This is a genomic window from Bacillus sp. P14.5 (assembly GCF_003316765.1).
GTDB lineage: Bacteria > Bacillota > Bacilli > Bacillales > Bacillaceae_B > Rossellomorea.
Genome location: NZ_NIJF01000096.1, coordinates 52,045 through 74,513, shown reverse-complemented (window position 1 = coordinate 74,513; position 22,469 = coordinate 52,045). Strand labels below are relative to the sequence as shown.

The 22,469-nt window shown below is 43.4% G+C and carries 17 protein-coding genes and 1 other annotated feature; of the genes, 15 read left to right on the top strand and 2 right to left on the bottom strand.

Features of this window, described 5'->3' with window-relative positions; translation table 11 throughout:
- Window positions 1-42 precede the first annotated feature (42 nt).
- The 7 genes from clpX to B9Z54_RS20250 all read left to right on the top strand — a co-directional run bounded on the left by clpX (window position 43) and on the right by B9Z54_RS20250 (window position 10,944).
- Window positions 43-1,317 carry an ATP-dependent protease ATP-binding subunit ClpX gene (clpX, locus tag B9Z54_RS20280; RefSeq protein WP_113930199.1) on the top strand — a complete coding sequence of 425 codons (1,275 nt, stop codon included), beginning with the start codon at window positions 43-45 and terminating at the stop codon, window positions 1,315-1,317.
- Between the two features lie 937 nt (window positions 1,318-2,254).
- Entirely contained in the window at window positions 2,255-3,916 is a 1,662-nt protein-coding gene (gene lonB / locus B9Z54_RS20275) for an ATP-dependent protease LonB (RefSeq protein ID WP_113930198.1), read from the top strand.
- A gap of 389 nt (window positions 3,917-4,305) precedes the next feature.
- On the top strand, window positions 4,306-6,639 hold the full coding sequence (gene lon, locus B9Z54_RS20270; protein ID WP_113930197.1) for an endopeptidase La: 2,334 nt from the start codon (window positions 4,306-4,308) through the stop codon (window positions 6,637-6,639).
- Entirely contained in the window at window positions 6,626-7,207 is a 582-nt protein-coding gene (yihA, locus tag B9Z54_RS20265; RefSeq protein ID WP_113930196.1) for a ribosome biogenesis GTP-binding protein YihA/YsxC, read from the top strand. Before lon ends, yihA begins: the two co-directional genes overlap by 14 nt.
- A 1,260-nt stretch (window positions 7,208-8,467) precedes the next feature.
- A complete protein-coding gene (locus B9Z54_RS20260) occupies window positions 8,468-9,268 on the top strand; it encodes a transporter substrate-binding domain-containing protein (RefSeq protein WP_113930195.1) in 801 nt (266 codons plus the stop codon).
- Between the two features lie 256 nt (window positions 9,269-9,524).
- Window positions 9,525-10,175, top strand: a complete 651-nt coding sequence (locus tag B9Z54_RS20255; protein ID WP_113930194.1) for an amino acid ABC transporter permease — start codon at window positions 9,525-9,527, stop codon at window positions 10,173-10,175.
- A 46-nt stretch (window positions 10,176-10,221) separates the two neighbouring features.
- Window positions 10,222-10,944 carry an amino acid ABC transporter ATP-binding protein gene (locus B9Z54_RS20250; protein WP_162785307.1) on the top strand — a complete coding sequence of 241 codons (723 nt, stop codon included), beginning with the start codon at window positions 10,222-10,224 and terminating at the stop codon, window positions 10,942-10,944.
- Between the two features lie 34 nt (window positions 10,945-10,978).
- On the opposite strand, the gene B9Z54_RS20245 is transcribed toward B9Z54_RS20250, so the two are convergent.
- The gene (locus B9Z54_RS20245; RefSeq protein ID WP_113930193.1) at window positions 10,979-11,464 is read right to left on the bottom strand and encodes a LiaI-LiaF-like domain-containing protein; all 486 of its coding nucleotides are present in this window, start codon (window positions 11,462-11,464) and stop codon (window positions 10,979-10,981) included.
- 648 nt (window positions 11,465-12,112) lie between these two features.
- Here B9Z54_RS20245 and hemA point away from each other — a divergent pair.
- The 8 genes from hemA (at window position 12,113) to ysxE (ending at window position 21,720) form a co-directional block, all read left to right on the top strand.
- A complete protein-coding gene (gene hemA / locus B9Z54_RS20240) occupies window positions 12,113-13,468 on the top strand; it encodes a glutamyl-tRNA reductase (RefSeq protein WP_113930192.1) in 1,356 nt (451 codons plus the stop codon).
- A gap of 15 nt (window positions 13,469-13,483) precedes the next feature.
- Window positions 13,484-14,317 carry a cytochrome c biogenesis protein gene (locus tag B9Z54_RS20235; RefSeq protein WP_113930191.1) on the top strand — a complete coding sequence of 278 codons (834 nt, stop codon included), beginning with the start codon at window positions 13,484-13,486 and terminating at the stop codon, window positions 14,315-14,317.
- 16 nt (window positions 14,318-14,333) lie between these two features.
- The gene (hemC, locus tag B9Z54_RS20230) at window positions 14,334-15,266 is read left to right on the top strand and encodes a hydroxymethylbilane synthase (RefSeq protein ID WP_113930190.1); all 933 of its coding nucleotides are present in this window, start codon (window positions 14,334-14,336) and stop codon (window positions 15,264-15,266) included.
- A complete protein-coding gene (locus B9Z54_RS20225; RefSeq protein WP_113930189.1) occupies window positions 15,266-16,063 on the top strand; it encodes a uroporphyrinogen-III synthase in 798 nt (265 codons plus the stop codon). Before hemC ends, B9Z54_RS20225 begins: the two co-directional genes overlap by 1 nt.
- Window positions 16,064-16,065: 2 nt before the next feature.
- Window positions 16,066-17,046: a porphobilinogen synthase gene (hemB, locus tag B9Z54_RS20220; RefSeq protein WP_113930188.1), complete on the top strand. Its 981-nt coding sequence runs from the start codon at window positions 16,066-16,068 to the stop codon at window positions 17,044-17,046.
- A gap of 491 nt (window positions 17,047-17,537) precedes the next feature.
- Window positions 17,538-18,827: a glutamate-1-semialdehyde 2,1-aminomutase gene (gene hemL / locus B9Z54_RS20215; protein WP_113930187.1), complete on the top strand. Its 1,290-nt coding sequence runs from the start codon at window positions 17,538-17,540 to the stop codon at window positions 18,825-18,827.
- Window positions 18,828-19,388: 561 nt separating this feature from the next.
- Window positions 19,389-20,531: a stage VI sporulation protein D gene (gene spoVID, locus B9Z54_RS20210; protein WP_113930186.1), complete on the top strand. Its 1,143-nt coding sequence runs from the start codon at window positions 19,389-19,391 to the stop codon at window positions 20,529-20,531.
- Window positions 20,532-20,676: 145 nt separating this feature from the next.
- The gene (gene ysxE, locus B9Z54_RS20205; protein ID WP_113930240.1) at window positions 20,677-21,720 is read left to right on the top strand and encodes a spore coat protein YsxE; all 1,044 of its coding nucleotides are present in this window, start codon (window positions 20,677-20,679) and stop codon (window positions 21,718-21,720) included.
- 159 nt (window positions 21,721-21,879) lie between these two features.
- Here ysxE and B9Z54_RS20200 read toward each other — a convergent pair whose 3' ends face one another.
- Window positions 21,880-22,071 (bottom strand): hypothetical protein, encoded by a 192-nt coding sequence (locus B9Z54_RS20200; RefSeq protein ID WP_113930185.1) that lies wholly within the window; start codon window positions 22,069-22,071, stop codon window positions 21,880-21,882.
- Window positions 22,072-22,234: 163 nt separating this feature from the next.
- Window positions 22,235-22,468: a binding site (T-box leader), on the top strand.
- Window position 22,469 lies beyond the last annotated feature (1 nt).

Here is a 22,469-nt window from a genome sequence, read left to right as displayed (position 1 = left end):
ATTTTTTGAAACGACATAGCTTTTTATAAGGGGTGAATTTCATTGTTTAAATTTAACGATGAAAAAGGACAATTGAAATGTTCTTTTTGTGGTAAGACACAAGATCAGGTCCGGAAGCTTGTAGCAGGACCGGGTGTTTATATATGTGATGAATGCATCGAGCTTTGTACCGAGATCGTGGAAGAAGAGCTTGGAACGGAAGAAGAAGTTGAATTCAAGGATGTTCCGAAACCAAAGGAAATCCGCGAAATCCTCGATGAATACGTGATCGGCCAGGAACAGGCGAAGAAATCCCTGGCGGTAGCTGTTTATAACCATTACAAACGTATCAATTCGAACAGCAAAGTGGATGATGTTGAATTATCAAAAAGTAATATCGCCATGATCGGGCCGACAGGTAGCGGTAAAACGCTCCTTGCCCAGACTTTGGCGCGCATACTTAATGTACCATTTGCCATTGCGGATGCTACTTCACTGACAGAAGCCGGATATGTCGGAGAAGACGTAGAAAACATCCTATTGAAATTGATCCAGTCTGCTGATTATGATGTGGAAAAAGCAGAGCGCGGCATCATCTATATCGATGAAATCGATAAAGTGGCCAGAAAATCTGAGAACCCTTCAATCACACGGGATGTATCTGGTGAAGGTGTTCAGCAGGCCTTGCTTAAAATTTTGGAAGGTACGGTTGCCAGCGTTCCCCCTCAAGGTGGAAGAAAGCATCCGCACCAGGAATTCATCCAAATTGACACTTCCAATATTCTGTTCATCTGCGGCGGAGCATTTGATGGAATCGAACAAATTGTGAAGAGACGTTTGGGACAAAAAGTCATCGGCTTCGGTTCCGATCCGAAAACGGTCAATGTGGATAATGATAAAGCATTATTGGCAAAGGTTGTTCCTGAAGACTTATTGAAATTCGGCTTGATTCCTGAGTTCATAGGACGTCTGCCGGTTATTTCAAGTCTTACACCACTTGATGAGGATGCTCTTGTGGAAATCCTGACAAAACCAAAGAACGCACTGGTTAAGCAGTATCAAAAAATGCTTGAACTCGATCAGGTGGAATTGGAATTTGAAGAAGATGCACTTAGAGAAATCGCCAATAAAGCGATTGAGCGCAAAACAGGTGCCCGCGGTCTTCGTTCAATCATCGAGACCATCATGCTTGAGGTTATGTTTGACCTTCCATCAAGAGAAGATATCAAGAAATGTATCATCACTCCAGGCACGGTTACCGATAATGAAGCTCCAAAGCTTCTGCTGGAAGACGGTACAGTTATCAAAGGAAACGACGAAGAAAAAACATCCGCATAAGCAAAAAAAGGTCCTCCCTGTTAGCACAGGGAGGATTTTTTGTATTTATATACATTGGAGATGGAGATGATTCAGCTAAGCCTTACCTCCTGCTTTATAACTTAAGATTGAGATAAATTAAACAGCAAGTTATTTGGTTAATTAAGATAAAGGCTCTGTTCGTAAACTTTGTTGCTATTTCGTATAAATTTTGGAAACGGTCGCAAGAATTAAGCGGGAATAACATAGAAAAGAGCTGATCTGCCTGTTTAGAGAGAAAAATTCCGAACTCAGAGGGGATCCGGTAAGTGGAATTTTATTAAAGCAAAAATTTATGAAAAAACAGCCTTTCTAAAAGATTGTTGCTTTGGATTGCTAGTTAATTCCCCCACTTTTAACGTATAAGGATTGGAGCGGAAGGCGTGCGATCTCCTGCGGGACTAGCGGGACAGGTGAGACCAAGGTTACGTACCTGCTAGTCGCTGGCCGCTGGAGCTGGATGAGCCTCCTCGGCTATTTCGGTCTCTCTCCTTGCGATAAGTCATCATCGAATCGCCTAAGCTCTTCGTGATTCCTTTATCTCATGCGAGAGTCCTAAAATCTGTACGTCGCTGAACGGCCGCTTCCGCTTTTACTTCAACGCCCGCCCCGCGGAGTCGCGCGAATGGAGCGGAAATCCATTACTTTTATAACAGCAACAATCTTTGCGAAAGCAGTCTTTTAAAAAGAAGAAAATAAATGGTGATTGAAGTGGAAGGGAATCGACCACCTGCGGGAGCATCGGGCAATTGAACCCCCGCTTAGTCGTTCCCCTGGATCGAAAATCAAAGCACTCATGAATCTGCCTTTACAATAAATGTAATCTCTTCAAATTACCTAACCCTAGAAAAACTTGTTTATTCCTCCAAACTCGAGGAGATACTACCCTTAACAACTAGTTATTACTGGAGGGAAAGGCATGAGTTGGACAGGAATTGCATTGATCATCCAACTGTTTTTCGGGGTGGTCATCGGTTTATACTTTTGGAACTTATTAAAAAGTCAGCGGACCCAGAAGGTTTCGATTGATCGTGAATCAAAAAAAGAAATGGAGCAGCTAAGAAAAATGCGTTCCATTTCACTCTCAGAACCACTTTCGGAAAAGGTAAGGCCGCAAAGCTTCAAAGATATTGTCGGCCAGGAGGATGGAATCAAGTCACTCAAAGCTGCGCTATGCGGTCCAAACCCGCAGCATGTGATCATTTATGGTCCGCCAGGTGTCGGGAAGACGGCAGCGGCACGCCTTGTTTTACAAGAGGCGAAAGAACAATTTCAATCACCATTTAGAAAGTCTTCGGTTTTTGTGGAATTAGATGCCACGACGGCAAGGTTTGATGAAAGAGGGATTGCTGATCCATTGATCGGCTCTGTTCATGACCCGATTTACCAGGGAGCAGGAGCTATGGGGCAGGCTGGCATTCCGCAGCCAAAGCAGGGAGCTGTCACCAATGCACATGGCGGAGTCCTATTTATCGACGAAATAGGTGAACTGCATCCAATCCAAATGAATAAGCTGTTGAAAGTCCTGGAGGATCGTAAAGTTTTTTTAGAAAGTGCCTACTATAGTGAAGAGAATACACAAATACCTACACATATCCACGATATATTCAAAAATGGCCTGCCGGCAGACTTCAGGCTGATTGGTGCAACCACAAGGACGCCGAGTGAAATTCCCCCTGCAATCAGGTCAAGGTGTATGGAAGTGTTTTTCAGGGAACTAAACAAAGAAGAGGTTATAAAAGTTGCAGAAAATGCATCTGACAAAGTGAATATCTCCATCAGCAAGGAAGGCGTGGAACTTCTTGCTTCTTATGCCCGTAACGGCCGTGAAGCGGTTAATATGGTGCAGATCGTCGCGGGTCTTGCCATCACGGAAAACAGGGAGTTCATCGATGATAAAGATATCGAATGGATGATCCAATCCAGTCAGCTCTCGCCAAGAATGGACCGGAAAATCAACGAAAAATCTGCTATTGGTCTCGTGAATGGCCTTGCGGTTACTGGACCTAATACGGGATCGCTGCTTGAAATCGAGGTCTCAGTCATTCCTGCAGCAGAAAAAGGCAGTATCAATGTTACCGGAATCGTTGAAGAAGAAAGCATTGGAGATAAAGGGAAATCCATCAGAAGAAAGAGTATGGCAAAAGGATCAATTGAAAATGTTCTTACTGTTTTGCGCTCGATGGGCGTTCCTGCCGATCAGTTTGATATTCATGTGAATTTCCCGGGAGGCATTCCTGTCGATGGACCTTCCGCTGGTATTGCCATGGCAACGGGAATCTATTCAGCCATCTATCGGATTCCGGTAAGATCGGATATCGCCTTAACGGGTGAAATCAGTATCCATGGCTTTGTCAAACCCGTTGGAGGAGTTTATCCGAAAGTGAAAGCGGCCAAACTGGCAGGGGCAGGCGCTGCTGTCATTCCGCATGAAAATATGGGTGCACTCCTTCAGGAAATCGAAGGAATAGAAGTCTATCCTGTCAAACATTTGAAAGAAGTTTTCAATATTGCGCTTGATAAAGAGAAAACAGATGAAGAAATAACATATAATGAAGAAGCGAACAAAAAAAGTGTATAAATCAGGTGATCAATTATCAGTTTAAGTTATTCTTCTTAGAGGAATACGCAGAGTATATCTTAAGCATAATTCATGAATGTGATCATTCTTACCTGTACAATAAGAGGGAGGGTATGTTTCAGCCCGCCCTCTTGGATTTTTATATGTTTAGAATGAGTATAATCATGTTCACCATCACAGCAGGGCATTGAGGCTGCCGGCCAGATAAGGGAGCCTTTTCCATAACCCGGGGCGTTGGAACCGGGAACGGAAGGCTGGAACCCTTGATTAACAGGGTTTCCTTTAAAAGTGATCCATCCACTCTAGAATGGACACCTATTTATAAATAAGATAGAATTGTACAAAGACTTATGAGATTTAAAAGGGCAAGAATATTTGGAGGTGTATTTATGGCAAAACAAAAAGAATTAACTCTTCCCCTCCTTCCATTAAGAGGTCTGCTTGTTTATCCAACGATGGTCCTGCATTTAGACGTAGGGCGTGACCGGTCAGTCCAGGCGCTTGAAAAAGCCATGGTAGATGACCAATATATATTTTTGACAACTCAAAAAGATATGAATATAGATGAACCAGGCGTCGAAGACTTCTATGAAATGGGAACGCTGACCAAGGTAAAGCAAATGCTTAAGCTTCCCAATGGGACGATCCGGGTACTGGTGGAAGGAATCCAAAGAGCGGAAATCAATAATTTCACCAATGAAGAAAAGTTCTATGAGGTGAACATCTTCACCCATGAAGACATCGAGGATAAAGAATCTGAGACAGAGGCGTTAATGAGGACGCTCCTGAACTATTTCGAGCAGTACATAAAGCTTTCCAAGAAAGTTTCTGCTGAAACGTATTCAACTGTTTCAGATATTGATGAACCTGGAAGGCTTGCCGATATAGTCGCATCGCATCTTCCTTTGAAAATGAAGGAAAAACAAAAGGTTCTTGAAACGCTCGATATCAAAGAAAGATTACAGCTGGTCATCCAGACGATCAATAATGAAAAAGAAGTTTTGAACCTGGAAAAGAAAATCGGACAGCGTGTGAAGCGCTCGATGGAACGTACTCAAAAAGAGTACTATTTGAGAGAGCAGATGAAAGCCATCCAGAAAGAACTCGGTGATAAAGAAGGCAAAACCGGTGAAATTGAAGAACTGACCCAGCGGATAGCAGAAGCCGACATGCCGGAAGCAATTGAAAAGACGGTATTGAAGGAACTGGGACGCTACGAAAAAGTCCCTACAAGCTCTGCTGAAAGTGCAGTAATCAGAAACTATATCGAGTGGCTGGTCTCTCTTCCATGGTCTGCCCAGACTGAGGATGACCTTGATATTATCAAAGCGGAGGAAATCCTGAACAGGGACCATTTCGGACTGGAAAAAGTGAAAGAGCGCGTACTGGAATATTTGGCTGTTCAAAAGCTTACTCAATCTCTCCGCGGACCGATCCTTTGCCTTGCCGGACCACCGGGTGTGGGTAAAACAAGCCTGGCAAAATCAGTCGCAGAATCTCTTGGCAGGCATTTTGTGCGAGTGTCCCTTGGCGGCGTGCGTGATGAATCAGAAATACGTGGACATCGACGGACTTATGTTGGCGCCATGCCGGGCAGAATCATACAGGGCATGAAGAAAGCGGGGACCATCAACCCAGTCTTCCTTCTCGATGAAATCGATAAAATGTCCAGCGATTTCCGGGGAGATCCATCTTCAGCCATGCTGGAAGTACTGGATCCAGAACAGAATTCCAATTTCAGCGACCACTATATAGAGGAAACCTATGATCTTTCCAAAGTCATGTTCCTTGCAACAGCCAATGACCTTTCCACAATTCCGGGTCCATTGAGGGACAGAATGGAAATCATCACGATTGCAGGGTATACGGAACTGGAGAAAATCAACATCGCCAAAGATCATCTGCTTCCAAAGCAAATCAAGGAAAACGGATTAACCAAATCACAGCTGCAAGTCAGAGAAGACGCGGTACAGGCGGTTGTCCGTTATTATACAAGAGAGGCAGGAGTCAGGGGCTTGGAACGCCAGCTGGCGACATTATGCCGCAAGACCGCAAAGGTGATCGTTTCCGGCGAGAGGAAGAAAGTTGTCATCACGGAAAGAAATATTGAAGATTTCCTTGGCAAGAAGAAATTCCGTTATGGGCAGGCTGAATCAGAAGACCAAGTAGGCGTTGCCACCGGATTGGCTTATACATCTGTTGGAGGAGATACCTTGCAAATAGAAGTATCTCTGTCTCCAGGAAAAGGGAAGCTGGTGTTGACAGGTAAGCTTGGAGATGTCATGAAAGAGTCGGCTCAAGCGGCATTCAGTTATGTAAGGTCCCAAGCAGCCGATCTGAATTTAGAAGAAAATTTTCATGAGAAATATGATGTTCATATCCACGTGCCGGAAGGAGCAGTTCCTAAAGACGGCCCTTCTGCGGGAATCACGATTGCCACAGCTTTGGTTTCAGCCTTAACAGGACGGAAAATCAAACGTGAAGTCGGCATGACAGGGGAAATCACCCTGCGTGGACGTGTTCTCCCAATTGGCGGATTGAAGGAAAAATCCCTTAGTGCGCATCGTGCCGGCCTAAGAACAATCATCATACCGAAAGACAATGAAAAGGATATAGATGATATACCGGCGAGTGTCAGAAAGGATCTGAAGTTCGTTCTGGTTTCCCATATAGAAGAAGTATTAGAAACAGCTTTAGTAGGTGAGAGAAGTGAAAGTAAATAATGTCGAACTTGTAATCAGTGCAGTAAGACCAGAGCAGTACCCGGGAGATTATCTGCCCGAGTTTGCTCTGGCAGGCCGCTCCAACGTCGGAAAGTCATCCTTTATCAACAAAATGATCGGCCGTAAGAGTATGGCAAGGATTTCATCCAAGCCCGGAAAGACCCAGACCCTGAACTTCTATAAGATAGAAGAAAGCATCTACTTTGTGGATGTTCCCGGTTATGGATTTGCCAAAGTATCAAAATCAGAGCGTGAAGCATGGGGAAGAATGATTGAGACGTATATCACAATGAGAGAACAGCTTAAAGCAGTCATTCAAATTGTGGACTTGCGCCATCCTCCAACACAGGATGATATTATGATGTATGAATTCTTAAAACATCACGGGATTCGCTGTGTCATCATTGCCACCAAAGCTGATAAGATTCCTAAAGGAAAGTGGCAGAAGCATTTGAAAGCGACAAAAGAAGGGCTGGATATAGTAGAGGGAGATGAAGTGATACTCTTCTCATCCGAAACTGGCTTGGGCAAGGACCAGGTCTGGGCAGCTCTTAATGCAAGAAGGTAAATAGGAATTGAGAATATCCGCCAAGCCGGGTGTTCTCTTTTTTTTATGGGTTTTTATGGACGTCAAATGAGGTCCAAGTATCTCATAAGGCACTTCTATAAGACACTTCGGGAGAAACAAACAGGCTAAAGTGTCATATGGGAGAGTTGTAAGAGACACTTCAGGAGCAAAAAGAGGTTGAAGTGTAGCATAGGAGAGTTGTAAGAGACACTTCAGGAGCAAAAGAGGTTGAAGTGTAGCATAGGAGAGTTGTAAGAGACACTTCAGGAGCAAAAAGAGGTTGAAGTGTAGCATAGGAGAGTTCTATAAGATACTTCGAGAGCAAAAAGAGGTTGAAGTGTAGCATAGGAGAGTTCTAAAGATACTTCGAGAGCAAAAGAGGTTGAAGTGTAGCATAGGAGAGTTGTAAGAGACACTTCAGGAGACAAAAGAGGTTGAAGTGTAGCAAAGGAGAGTTGTAAGAGACACTTCAGGAGCAAAAAGAGGTTGAAGTGTAGCAAAGGAGAGTTGTAAGAGACACTTCAGGAGCAAAAGAGGTTGAAATGTAGCATAAGAGAGTTGTAAGAGACACTTCAGGAGCAAAAAGAGGTTGAAGTGTAGTATAGGAGAGTTGTAAGAGACACTTCGAGAGCAAAAGAGGTTGAAGTGTAGCATAGGAGAGTTGTAAGAGACACTTCGAGAGCAAAAAGAAGTTGAAGTGTAGCATAGGAGAGTTATAAGAGACACTTCAGGAGCAAAAAGTGGTTCAGGAGAAGTGTCTCGATTTGCAAGGCATGTTGAAAACTGTTTTCATTCAAAAAAACTTGCTCTCCTACTGTTTGTCTCTTTTCTAAAAATGCTTTTATAACCTTTTGTGTAGGGAGCATCGATTGAAGCGGAATGCTTAAGACATTTTATAAGACTAGCGGAAATCAAGCCTCCAAGTCTCCATATGATTTGAAGCGGGAACCAACTCATATGAAAACAGCCTGATTTTCCAGTTAATTAAAGGATTAATAGAACGATGAAGAAGTTAAATTGCAAGATTAACAATTAAATTACTATTCTGATGTTTAAAATTATTCAGCAGGGGAAAAGGAAAACTAAGGATGTGCCGGCAAATTTATGGATTTCAATGAAAAGATGGGCTTACTTGATGTAAACCCTTGATTCAAAGGTTTTTGCAGAGTTATCAGTAAATTTGAATTTTGTGAATCATCCATTAGTTTGTTAGCATAATACATAAGTTTAAAAAGAATTGAAGGGGGCCATTACAGAAAAATGAAGAAATTAGTTAGTTTTGCAGCATTATCATTATCAGCCATTTTAATTACAGGGTGCGGAACCGATGACAACGGTTCTGGAAGTGCATCAGACAGCGGATTGGATTTAGTCGATGAAGGCAAATTTACCTTTGCCGCATCAGGGGAGTTCAAGCCTTTTAGTTATACAGGCGGAGATGGACAAATGACAGGCTTTGATATTGACGTCGCTGAAGCGGTTGCCGAGGAATTGGGACTTGACCCTGAACAACAGAAGTTTAAGTTTGCAGGTATAGTTGAAGGGGTGCAGGCAGGCCGTTTTGATGCAGCAGTGGCAAGTCATACCATTACAGATGAACGAGCTGAGAAGGTAGATTTCTCTACACCATATTATTACTCAGGTCCACAGATTTTTGTGCGTCCGGATAGTGATGTTGAAACAATGGCTGATCTGGAAGGAATGGAAGTTGCTGTATCAAAAGGCTCTACTTATGCGGAGACAGCTGGTGAAGCAACGGATAATATAAAAACTTATGATAGTGATGTTGTGGCACTTGAAGCCCTGAGCAAAGGGAAGCATGATGCGGTCATCACTGATTTTGTTACAGGTAAGGAAGCAATCGGTGCAGGTTTGGAAATTGAGGCAAGAGAACTTCTGGGCCGAAGTGAACAAGCGATTGCCGTTTCCCAAGACAATGAGGAGCTTCTTGAAGCCATCAATGAAGCATTGGAGGCACTTAGAGAAGACGGTACACTTGAAGAAATCAGTCAAGAATATTTCGGAGAAGACATTACAACTGACCCTGAGGGAGAAGAATAAGCATCATCAATTTTAGGGCGGATGTGCAATTTTTTAGCGCATTCGCTTTTTTTATCTCAAAAACCTCTTTTAAAACTGCTGTAGTGTTTTCTTGAACAAAATCCTCATAGGGATTCATTTCTCTTTCCTGTTAAAGCTTTTACATAAGCAGCAGACAAAAAAGTAGTTTGAATGAAGCATCCAATTACCGTTTACAGAAGAATTTCGTTTCAAAATCAAGTGTAAGCAGATAAATAAAGATATAGGAGGGAAAAAGGTGACTATATTTGAAACATTCATAGATACTATAGACGTGTTCCTCCAAGGAATGCTCTTGACATTTCAACTTACCGTGGTATCTGTATTCATTGCCATATTCATAGGCTTGTTTTTTGCCTTTTTAAAAATATCAAAAGTTAAAGTTCTGGAAATTATTGCTGATATCTATATATTTGTGGTGCGTGGAACACCGCTGATTGTTCAAATATTTATCTTTTATTTCGGACTGACGGAATATTTAGAAATTTCCGGTTTTTGGTCGGTGGTACTTGGACTGGCTTTCCATAATGGAGCTTATATTGCTGAGATATTCAGGGGCACAATCCAGTCAATCGACAAGGGCCAGATGGAAGCGGGACGTTCCCTGGGAATGTCGAACGGTCTGACAATGAGAAGAATCATTCTTCCGCAGGCTTTCCGCCGAGCGCTTCCTCCATTGGGCAATCAATTCATCATTGCCCTGAAGGATTCTTCATTGGCATCTTTCATCGGCATGTTCGAACTCTTCAGTGTAGCGACTACACTTGGTTCAAACAACTTTGATTATATGACGTATCTATTAATAGTAGCGGTTTACTATCTTGTATTAGTACTTTTCTTCACTATGGTGGTTAACCTTGTAGAAAAGCGCATGTCTTTAAGTGATTAAGGAACTGACTTCCAAAACAGATGGAGGGATTAATTTGAGTCAGGAAATGATAAAAGTTGAAAAACTGAATAAGTCCTTTGGCGATCTTCACGTGCTGAAAGATATAGATATGAAAGTAAAAGAGAGCGATGTGGTTTGTCTTATCGGTGCCAGTGGTTCAGGAAAAAGCACCTTGCTGAGATGCCTTAACTTCCTTGAAATAAAAGACAGCGGCAAGATTATCATCGAAGGGGAAGAAGTGAACAGAGGTACCCATGATTTGAATGAAGTCAGGTCAAAAGTAGGAATGGTATTTCAGCATTTCTTTCTTTTTCCGCATAAGACGGTTCTGGAAAATGTAATGGAAGCTCCTGTGCAAGTTAAGAAAATACAGAAAAGCAAGGCAAAAGAAGAAGCAATGATGTTGTTAAGGAAAGTCGGGCTGGAAGACAAAGCCGATGTTTATCCTTCCAAGCTTTCCGGTGGACAGAAGCAGCGTGTCGCCATTGCCAGGGCACTTGCGATGAAGCCGGATATCATGTTGTTTGATGAACCGACTTCCGCCCTCGATCCCGAGTTGGTCGGTGAGGTCCTTTCCACTATGAAAGAACTCGCGCTTGAAGGGATGACGATGGTTGTAGTCACACACGAAATGGGATTTGCCCGTGAAGTGGCCGACTGGGTCATATATATGCATGATGGAAAAATCGTGGAAGTAGGTCCTCCCGAAGAGTTGTTCGGGAATCCCAAAGAGCAGCGAACTCAAGAATTTCTTGATTCCATTCTATAGGTAAACAAAAAGGAACCGGACGCCCGGTTCTTTTTTACTTCTTCTTAATGAATAGCAGATAAATCCCGATCAGGACAATGATGAGCGGCCAAAAGTCCTTTATGACATCCACGCCTCCTTGCAGAATGCCAAGCCACTTCAAAACTTTATCATAAAATAAAAGGATTATAGCTAGAATAAGGAAGAGGACTCCTTGAAACAAGCCATTACCCGTTTTTTGATAACGAAGCAGAAATCCAAGTGAAATAATGAGAATGAATACACCTATATGATCCGGCCAGATTGCGACATTGCTGCTTATATGGAAATGCATGCCGAAACCGGTGAGAATGGTACCGGGAAGAATGGATTCATAATCTCTCCCTTTGTACCCTTGAGTCAGAAAAGCAGCTCCAACTATGATCAGTAAAGTAGGCCAGGTGTAAAACTCTCTGAAAACTGGAATGCTGGATTGTTGAAGATAAAAATAAATACCGAATCCTATCAGGATCATTCCTGGAAAAAGTCGTTGTCCTTTCATGCGTCCCTCCAAATTGTAAACTTGAATATTAGGGTTCAATTTGTTAATCTAACATAGGAAAGTGTGTCGAAAAGAATAAGATTATGTAAAAATATTATATAACTGTTTGAATATGGGGTATAAAACATATAGGATTTCCGGCTCATTTTGAGCTGCTTAATACTTAATCACTATCCAGTTCCGTCGGCTAGTCCCTCGGGTCGTTATGCTTTCCACAGCCGAGGACAAAGACCGTCCTCATCTGTGGAAAGGCATCAACGCCTGTCGGGCCTGAAAGAGCCGTCTTTACACTTAATCGCTATCCAGTTCCGCTGGCTAGCCCCTCGGGTCGTTGCATACCGTCAGTTGAGGATAAAGTGCATCCTCATCTGCCGGCCTGCCAACGCCTGTCGGGGCTGGACGAGCCAGCTCCACTTTTAATCTATCCGGTGCAGACGGCTAGGTCCTCGGGTCGTTATTCTTTCACCAGCCGAGGACAAAGAACGTCCTCATCTGGTGAAAGAATCAACGCCTGTCGGACCTGAAAGAGCCGTCTTTACACTTAATGGTACCACAGGTTTCATCTTATGTTCACATTTATTTGGATAGGAAATTTATCGTACATGTTATACTAGAGTCAATGATTAATTTGGGGGTGTCATTTCTATCATGCACATTATCGTAGTCGGTTTAAATTACAAAACGGCCCCTGTCGAGATCCGTGAACGTTTATCTTTTAATGAAGCAGACCTGCAAACAGCGATGGAAACACTGAAGGGTAAGAAGAGTATCCTTGAGAATGTGATCGTTTCTACATGCAACAGAACGGAAGTATATGCGGTCGTCGATCAGCTTCATACAGGTCGTTATTATATTAAAGAATTTTTATCACAATGGTTTGAGCTTGATAAAGAGGAGTTTTCTCCTTATTTGTTCATATATGAGCAGGATGGTGCTGTTGAGCACTTGTTTAATGTAACCTGCGGATTGAATTCCATGGTTGTCGGGGAGACGCAGATCCTTGGCCAGATCAGGACCAGCTTCCTGGCTTCACAGGAATCCAAAACAACGGGAACGGTTTTTAACCACTTATTCAAGCAGGCTGTTACGCTGGCTAAGAAAGCCCACTCGGAAACAGAGATTGGCTCTAACGCTGTTTCTGTCAGCTACGCAGCTGTTGAACTTGCCAAGAAAATCTTTGGTGACTTAAGTGGTAAGCATGTCCTCATTCTCGGGGCTGGCAAAATGGGAGAGCTTGCAATCAAGAACTTGCACGGAAGTGGTGCCACAAAGGTTACCGTTATCAATCGTACGTTTGAAAAAGCCGTGGATTTGGCTGAAAAGTTCAATGGAAATGCCAAAACATTGCAAGAGCTTCAATGTGCGTTAGTTGAAGCTGATATTCTGATCAGCTCTACTGGGGCCAAGGATTATGTTATTACCAAAGATCAGATGGTCCTGGTTGAACGCATGAGAAAAGGCCGTCCGTTGTTCATGGTGGATATTGCGGTACCAAGGGATATCGATCCTGAAATCGAGAATCTTGAAAGTGCCTTCCTTTACGATATAGATGACATGGAAGGCATTGTCCAGGCGAATATGGCTGAGAGACAAAAAGCGGCTGAAGCGATTGGAATCATGATTGAAGCTGAAATTGTAGCTTTCAAAGACTGGCTCAATATGCTTGGTGTCGTGCCGGTGATTTCAGCGCTTAGAGAGAAAGCATTAACGATCCAAGGACAGACGATGGAGAGCATTGAGAGAAAGATGCCTGATCTGTCTGACCGGGAACGTAAAATTTTGAACAAACATACAAAGAGTATCATCAACCAGTTATTGAAAGATCCAATCCTGCAGGCAAAGGAATTAGCGGCACTGCCTGATGGACAGGAAAAGCTGGATCTATTCATCAAAATCTTCAATATCGAAGAACAATTGCAGCCACCGGCAGAAGCACTTGAGAGTAAGGGGAAAGAAAAGCAGGCAGTTCCGGCACCTAAACTCCAGCCTTCTTTTCAATCATAAGCGAGGGTGTTGTCTATGTTTGAACTAACGATGACAAGGCTGCATGAACTGATGATTGTTCTGTACGCTATCAGCATTCTGTTTTATTTCATAGATTTCTTAAACAAAAACCGGAAGGCAAATATGTTTGCCTTCTGGCTTCTTGCGATTGTTTGGGTCCTTCAAACAATCTTTTTGTTTCTTTATATGATGAAAACAGGAAGATTTCCGGTCCTCACCATTTTCGAGGGACTGTATTTTTATGCGTGGGTGTTGATCACCTTATCTCTGGCGATCAACCGGGTCCTGCGTGTGGATTTCACGGTATTCTTCACAAATGTGCTTGGATTCATCATCATGGCCATCCATACATTTGCGCCGGTACAAGTAGAATCCAATGCAATGGCTGAGCAGCTTGTCTCTGAGCTGCTGTTGATTCATATAACCATGGCCATCCTTTCATACGGGGCATTTTCATTGTCCTTTGTATTTTCCCTTCTTTACCTTTTGCAGTATAAGCTCCTCAAACAGAAAAAATGGGGGCCAAGGTTATGGAGGATCAGTGATTTGTCGAAACTGGAGAAGATGGCTTACATTTTAAATGCGATTGGTGTCGCCATGCTGTTGTTGAGTTTGATACTCGGCCTGCAATGGGCGTACATCAAACTGCCTGATTTTCTCTGGTACGATCCGAAGATAATAGGATCATTCATAGTGTTGATTATTTACAGCATCTTTTTATATCTGCGTATACGTAAAGAGGTTTATGGTAAGAGCCTGGCGTTTTTAAATACTGGCGCCTTTCTGGTTATATTAATTAACTTTCTTCTTGTCAGCCGTCTTTCATCATTCCATTTCTGGTATTCATAAGCTTAGGAGGTTCGTAATGCGAAAAATTATAGTAGGTTCACGTCGTAGCAAGCTTGCATTAACACAAACTAATTGGGTCATCAGTCAATTAAAAGAATTAGACCCTTCTTTCGATTTCGAAGTCAAGGAAATTGTCACCAAAGGAGATCAGATCCTGGATGTCACACTGTCCAAAGTCGGAGGAAAAGGATTGTTTGTAAAAGAAATTGAACAAGCGATGCTGGACAAGGAAATCGATATGGCGGTACATAGCATGAAAGATATGCCAGCAGTACTGCCTGAAGGTTTGTGCATCGGCTGCATTCCTGAAAGGGAAGACCATCGTGATGCTTTCATTTCCAAAAATCACATCAAGCTAAGCGACCTTCCTGCAGGAGCGGTTGTGGGGACAAGCAGCTTGAGAAGAGGGGCACAAATCCTCGCCCAGCGACCTGACTTGGAGATAAAGTGGATTCGGGGAAATATCGATACACGTCTGTCAAAGCTTGAAACGGAAGATTATGATGCCATCATTTTGGCAGCGGCCGGATTGTCCCGTATGGGGTGGACATCCAATGTCGTAACAGAATTTCTTGCACCTGAGTTCTGCGTTCCGGCAGTCGGGCAAGGGGCATTATCCATTGAGTGCCGTGAGGATGACAACGAGCTTCTTGGACTGCTGAGCAAGTTTGCTTCTGCAGAGGTTACTAAGACGGTTACTGCTGAGCGTACGTTCCTTCATAAGATGGAAGGCGGATGCCAGGTGCCGATTGCAGGCTACGCTGAGCTCCTTGAGAATGAAGATGTAGAACTTACTGTACTGGTAGCATCACCTGACGGAAAAGATATTTATAAAGAGACCGTAACAGGCGCTGATCCAGTACAGGTAGGCCGGGAAGCGGCGGCACTTTTGACCGAAAGAGGTGCCAAAGCCCTTATTGATAAGGTGAAAGAGGAGCTTGATCAGTAATGGATCCCTCTTTACCGCTAAGAGGCAGAGAGATCTTAGTGACTAGAGAAGCAAAGGCTGCGGATATAATGGCGGATACCATCAGGAAATATGGCGGTATCCCCCAAATCGTTCCGCTGATTTCATTCAGGCCTTTTGAAGATGAAATGGAAAGTACATATGTAGACAAGCTGAAATCCTATGACTGGATTTTTTTTACTAGCAAAAACGGCGTTCACTTCTTTTTTGATAGATTGAAGGAGCACCATCTTACTCTTGCTGGAAGCCGGACCAAGTTTGCTGCAGTAGGGGAAAAGACTTGTGATGCACTAAAAGAGTATGGGATACAAGCGGATTTTGTGCCGGAATTGTATTCCGCAGTCAACTTTTCTGAAGAGTTCCTTGAACAAGTCAGTGAAGTTGGAAAGGTCCTTCTTTCAAAAGGAAATTTGGCGAAGGATACAATAGCCGTTCGTTTTAAGGAAAAGGGAATAACCATTGATGAATGGATCACCTATGAAACCTTTTTTCCGAAAGACCATGTAAGAAAATTGATTACCTTACTTCAAGACAGAGAACTGGCTGCCATTACGTTTACAAGCCCTTCGACCGTAAAGAGGTTCATGAAGATTGTCAGGGAACACCATCTGGAGTATGCCCTTGAAGGCCTGACAGCCGCTTGTATCGGCCCCGTAACCAAGGAGGCAGCGGACCAATATGGTCTGGCTGTACAAATTGTACCAGAAAAGTATACAGTTGAAGAGATGATAGAGGGGTTAGCCGGCTACTTTACTTTAAAAGATAAAAGGGAGGAATAAGCATGACAGATTTAAAATTCAATCGTCACCGCCGCCTTCGCCAGTCAGAAAACATGAGAGCGATGGTCCGCGAAAACTTCTTGAGGACGGAAGATTTAATTTACCCGCTTTTCGTTGTTGAAGGCGAGAATGTAAAAAATCCAGTTGCATCCATGCCTGGTGTCTATCAAATATCCATGGATTACCTGCAAGCTGAATTGGATGAATTGAACAGACTTGGCATCAACTCCATCATTCTGTTCGGTGTACCGGCAGAAAAAGATGAACTTGGGAAAAGTGCTTATGATGCAAATGGAATTGTTCAGCAGGCAACCCGCCTGGTAAAAGAACTCTATCCTGAAATGGTCGTTGTGGCGGATACCTGTCTATGCCAGTATACCAGCCATGGGCACTGTGGAATTGTGGAAGGCGGAAAGATCCTTAATGATCCGACACTCGACCTTCTTGCCAAAACTGCTGTGAGCCAGGCTGAAGCAGGTGCTGATATCATTGCACCTTCCAACATGATGGACGGGTTTGTCGCAGCTATCAGAAAAGGCCTCGACGAAGCAGGCTTCATTGATGTGCCAATCATGTCTTACGCTGTTAAGTACTCTTCCAGCTTCTACGGACCATTCAGGGATGCTGCCCACAGCTCGCCGAAATTTGGTGACCGCAGAACGTACCAAATGGATCCGGCGAACAGAAGAGAAGCACTTCGTGAAGCTCAATCCGACATCGAAGAAGGAGCGGATTTCCTGATTGTCAAACCAGCCCTTTCCTACTTGGATATCATCCGTGACGTGAAAGATGAATTCAATGTACCGGTCGTAGCTTATAATGTCAGCGGAGAATACTCCATGATTAAAGCGGCGGCAGCAAACGGCTGGGTTGATGAGAAGGCAATGGTCATGGAAAAATTGACAAGCATGAAGAGAGCAGGAGCGGACCTCATCATCACTTATGCAGCCAAAGATGCGGCAGCCTGGATAAAAGGTGAGTAATCTCCCGTATTAGATTCAAACTCAGTAAGAAATTAAATAAGTACATTTTCTTAAGGCTCTTTGTATAAATAAAAGGATTCTTAGTCATAGCAAAATTATTCTCTTATACATTTTGAATAGTACTAAGCTATGTGGATAACTATAATAGCCTTTATTTATTAAAGATGGTGAGGGTGTTGCAGTCACCGGAGTATGTCTAAAAGATGGTCGCTTTTGTATAATATATTATCCTCTTCCGCTTTTTACGTAGAAGGATTGGAGCGGAAGGTGTGCGACCTCCTGCGGGACTAGCGGGACAGGTGAGACCCCGCAGGCGAAGCCGAGGAGGCTCAACGCCCGCCACGCGGAGTCGCTCGCCTGGAGTGGAAATCAATTATTTTTTCAAAGCCATAATTTTTGCGAAAACAACCTTTCTTTATAACGAATTTTCAAAAGAAGCTCTTCTGTAAGGAAGAAAATGACGAAATTTAAAGAAAACGGAGGAACTTATCATGCGAAAATATGACCAGTCGAAACAGGCTTTCAAAGAAGCGGTAAAAGTAATGCCTGGCGGAGTGAACAGCCCTGTCCGTGCATTCAAATCAGTAGATATGGACCCGATTTTCATGGAAAAAGGAAAAGGCAGCAAAATTTATGATATTGATGGAAACGAATATATCGACTATGTTCTTTCCTGGGGACCATTAATCCTGGGACACACTAATGAAAGAGTAGTGCAGTCGATCAAGGAAGTGGCTGAACTCGGCACAAGCTTCGGCGCACCGACTCTGGTTGAAAACAAGCTTGCCGAGCTTGTAATCGAACGTGTACCTTCTATTGAAATCGTACGGATGGTTTCTTCCGGCACAGAAGCGACTATGAGTGCACTTCGTCTTGCGAGAGGGTATACCGGCCGCAACAAGATCATCAAATTTGAGGGCTGTTATCACGGGCACGGCGACTCGCTGTTAATCAAAGCAGGTTCAGGCGTGGCTACACTGGGATTGCCAGACAGTCCTGGAGTGCCTGCCGGAGTTGCGGAGAACACGATTACAGTTCCTTACAATGACTTAGAAAGCCTTGAATATGCTTTCGAACAATTTGGAGATGATATCGCGGGATTGATCGTAGAGCCGGTGGCAGGAAATATGGGAGTAGTCCCTCCACAGCCTGGATTCCTGAAGTCACTGCGTGAAATCACAGAGAAATATGGTTCCTTGCTGATCTTTGATGAAGTCATGACAGGTTTCCGTGTCGGCTATAATTGCGCTCAAGGCTATTATGGCGTCACACCGGACTTGACGTGCCTTGGGAAAGTTATCGGCGGCGGCCTGCCTGTTGGAGCATATGGCGGTAAAGCAGAAATCATGGAACAAATCGCTCCGAGCGGTCCTATATACCAAGCGGGTACACTGTCAGGAAATCCGCTTGCCATGACAGCAGGCTATGAGACATTGAGCCAGCTGTCACCGGAAAGCTATAAAGAGTTTGAACGGAAAGCTGACAGACTGGAAGAAGGCCTGATTGCCGCAGCGGAAAAAAACGGAATTCCGCACACGATCAACCGTGCAGGTTCCATGATCGGAATTTTCTTCACGAATGAAGAAGTAAAGAATTACGAAGGTGCGAAGAGCTCAGACCTGGAGCTATTCTCCTCCTACTATCGTGAAATGGCGAATGAAGGAGTATTCCTCCCGCCATCTCAATTCGAAGGCCTTTTCCTTTCAACAGCTCATACAGATGAAGACATCGAGAAAACCATCCAAGCTGCCGAGAAAGCCTTTCAGAAAATCAAAGGGTAATAATACTGAAGACAAAGCCGGGATTGCTGGCTTTGTCTTTTTTATAACTGCTTTTAAAAGGATTAGTGCCTTTCACGCTAGGATATGTGCTTAAAGGCATTATTGAATCAATATAGCTTTTATCTCTTCAAGATTCCTTTTACTCTAAGAAAAACCCACGAATGACCACTTTTGCCTCACTCCCCTAAGAACTGCTCAACGGTTTTGGAAAGTCCACTCCTTATAGGTGCTAAAATCTTTGTGAAAGGCTCCTCTCTAAAACTAAATGCTTATCTTGCTCCCCATTTGTGTTAGGAGGATTGGAGCGGAAGACGTGCAACCTCCTGCGGGACTAGCGGGACAGGTGAGACCCCGCAGGCGCAGCCGAGTAGGCTCATCGCCCGCCCCGCGGAGTCGCACGGCTGGAGCGGAAATCCATCATTTTTAACAGCCACAACCAATGTTGAAACAGTATTGTAAGAAAATCATTTTAAAAATTCAATTCATATTCTTCCATTCCTCCTCATAAATTGATAATGACATTGATATACCTTGTAACGGAATTGAAAGGAGGAGTTTTCTTTGTCACAAGAACAACAATCGTGCTTGCGCTTTTCTTTGGAAGAAGCTGTTTGGTTTAAAAAAGGACAGGAAGTAGAAGAATTGCTTTCCATCTCTTTAGATCCCCATATAACGATCCAAGAGCAGGAACAATACGTATTGATCCGGGGAACCCTGGATTTGACAGGTGAGTATTTGCCTTCAGGTGCTCCGCCAGAAGAAGAGCCTGATAACTGGTATGACTTTCAACATAACGGAAAGTATGTCCAGCGAGTGGAATTCAGGGAAAAAGGAGAATGTGAATTTACACACAGTTTTCCTGTAGATGTCACCATTCCTAAAAACCGGATTGCCAATCTGGATGAAATCGATGTGTATGTTGATTCCTTCGATTATGTAGTGCCGGAAAATGCCTGTTTGAAACTGAATGCCGATTTAACCATCTCAGGCATTTATGGAGAACAGCAGGTCCACGCTCCGATTGAACTTGCAGAAGACCAAGTAATTGAACCGGTTTATCGTTCGGCCCCTGCCGCTGAGGTTTTTCAGACAGCAGAAGAGGAGTCGTATGAAGAACTGGAAGAGTTAGAATACGAAGATGATAGAGAAGAAGAAACAGAGACTGAAGTCCATTACGGAGATGCCGGTGCTGAGGACGAAGATCTTTATGAGCCGTTCAGTGCAGAAGGAAGAAGAGCTCCTGTAGAGGAAGAAGTGGTTATCCCGATCTCCTACGAATCAAAACAGGAAACTCATCCGGTATTCTCTTATGATGAGGAAGAGTTTGAGTATGCAAGAGGCGAACAGGTTGAGTTTGAAGAAGAGGAAGCAGAAGAAGTACAGGAGGTCGAAGAAGAGTCTTCTTCTATGATGTTCGAAGACGAAAGCAGCTCTCCTGAAGAAAAGGCAGGCAAGAAGAAGCCTCTGTTCAAGAAAAAACATGAAAGTATTTCGTTAACTGATTTTTTTGCCCGGAAAGATGAAGGAAGAGCGGCGAAAATGAAAGTCTGCATTGTCCAGGAAGGGGAAACTCTTGAATTAATCGCGGATAAGTATGATTTATCGATTCCGCAATTACTTCGTGTCAACCACCTGGAGGCTCATCAGGATGTATCAGAAGGCCATGTCTTGTATATTCCCCAAGAAGCAGTCTTCAAAAATTAGGTTGTGGTGAGCAAGGGTTGTTCCTTGCTCTTCTGTCTTTTTCTTAGGTTGAATTCTTTCGCCATCAGATGGCACTACCGTGAAACACAATTCACATCCTGAGACAGAGTCAGAGTTAAGCCGAAAAATAAAGCAGGTGAAGGGAATGGCTATTGATCAAAATTTAACGGCTGTCTTGAAGGCTTATGGTGTCCAGCCTCATTTTGCGGAGGAGTTTGGCAGGGTGAAAAAGGTATATACAGAAAAAGGGACACTTGCTGTCAAAAAGATCCCTGCCGGCACCGGTGTTGATTTTGTCAGGAATGTACAGCATCTTTTTCAGTCGGGCTACCACAGGATTGTCCCGATATACCCGACACTGGATGGAAGGTATGCTGTTTGGCAGGACAATGACCTTTATTATGTGATGCCTTGGCTGGCAAATGAAGTGAAGGAAAATCGGTTTGAGAGGCATCAGACACTCTTCCGTGAACTGGCGAGGCTTCACACTCTTTCTTCCAAAGAACAGAAGATTGGGAAAGAGGAACGGGAAGAGCACTATGAAACCGTGAATGCAAGGTGGGAAAAGGAGCAGGGGTTTTTAGAGGAATATATAGAGCTGTGTGAAAAGGAATGGTATATGTCCCCTTTTCAGCTTTCTTACTGTATGTACTATGGAGATGCTTCACAGGCTCTGAAGTTTTCGAGAAAAAAATTCGACAGCTGGTATGAAGAGTCAAAGGACTTGGAAAAAGTCAGAAGTGTAGTGGTTCACGGGAAAATATCCTCAGAGCATTTTCTATATGACGACAGGGGTTCTGGATTTTTTTCGAATTTTGAACAGACCAGGATAGCCTCTCCGATCCATGATCTGCTTCCATTTCTGTCCCGGACACTGAAAACCTATCCCAAGGCCTATGATGAATGTTTTGACTGGCTGATGACTTACTGCAGCCACTTTTCATTCAGAAGCGAGGAAAAGCTGCTATTCTTGAGCTATCTTGCCTATCCAAGCGGGTTGATTTCAGTCGTGAAAAAATATCATGATACACCAAAGGATAAACGGAATGAGGTAAAGTTTTTAAGGAAGCTGCAGCAGCATTACTGGCTCCTTAAAAATACCGAGTATATTGTCATGAAGTGGGAAGAGTGGGAACAGCGCAAGAAAGAAGCACAGCAGCAGGCACAAGAAGGAGCTTCATCCTCATAGCGGGGAGAAGCTCCTTTTTATAAGCTTTTTTCGCAGAACTTTTGCTACTAAATATAAATTTTAAATATATAGGCCATATATCTACTGGAAACCAAAAAAGAAGAGAGCTGCTTTTCTTTTTCAGAAAGAGAAACGGAAGTAGCAACTTAAGCCCCCCTTTTATAGCCATTCGAAATAAAAAGCAAGGGCAAGACCGATGAAAACCGCCAGCAGCAATACATCAAAGGTAGTGGGGATCAGGATGGTGCGGATCCCTTGGAAAACACAAAAAGGTATACTGAATTGCTTACATACATTACGGCAGGTACGGAGCCATGGGGGCAGTACATAAGGATTGTATTTTTTCCGCATTGAATCTCCTCCTGATACGATTTATATTATTCTATGTGCCTATGCTTTTTTTAGTTCTGCATCTGTCCGAAAAATTTTTTGCATTATTTTTTAAAAAATGGGCGATAATGATTGACGAACAGAATTAAAATCCTATACTATATTTAATAATAGTAAATACATTAGAATTGCAATGAAAGGGAGTAGTACTTTGAAACTCGCCTCAAGAGAGGGAAATCATACCTGCTGAAAGATTTCCCAGGCTAAGACAAAGGAAAGTCGCCCTTGAGCAGATCCCGTGAAAGAAAAGTAGCGGAATCCGGTTTAAAGCCGTTATCTCAATGAAGTGCCAGGTTTGAATTTATATTTAAATCTGTGTAAAAAGGTGGTACCGCGAATCAGCTCCCTCGTCCTTTTAG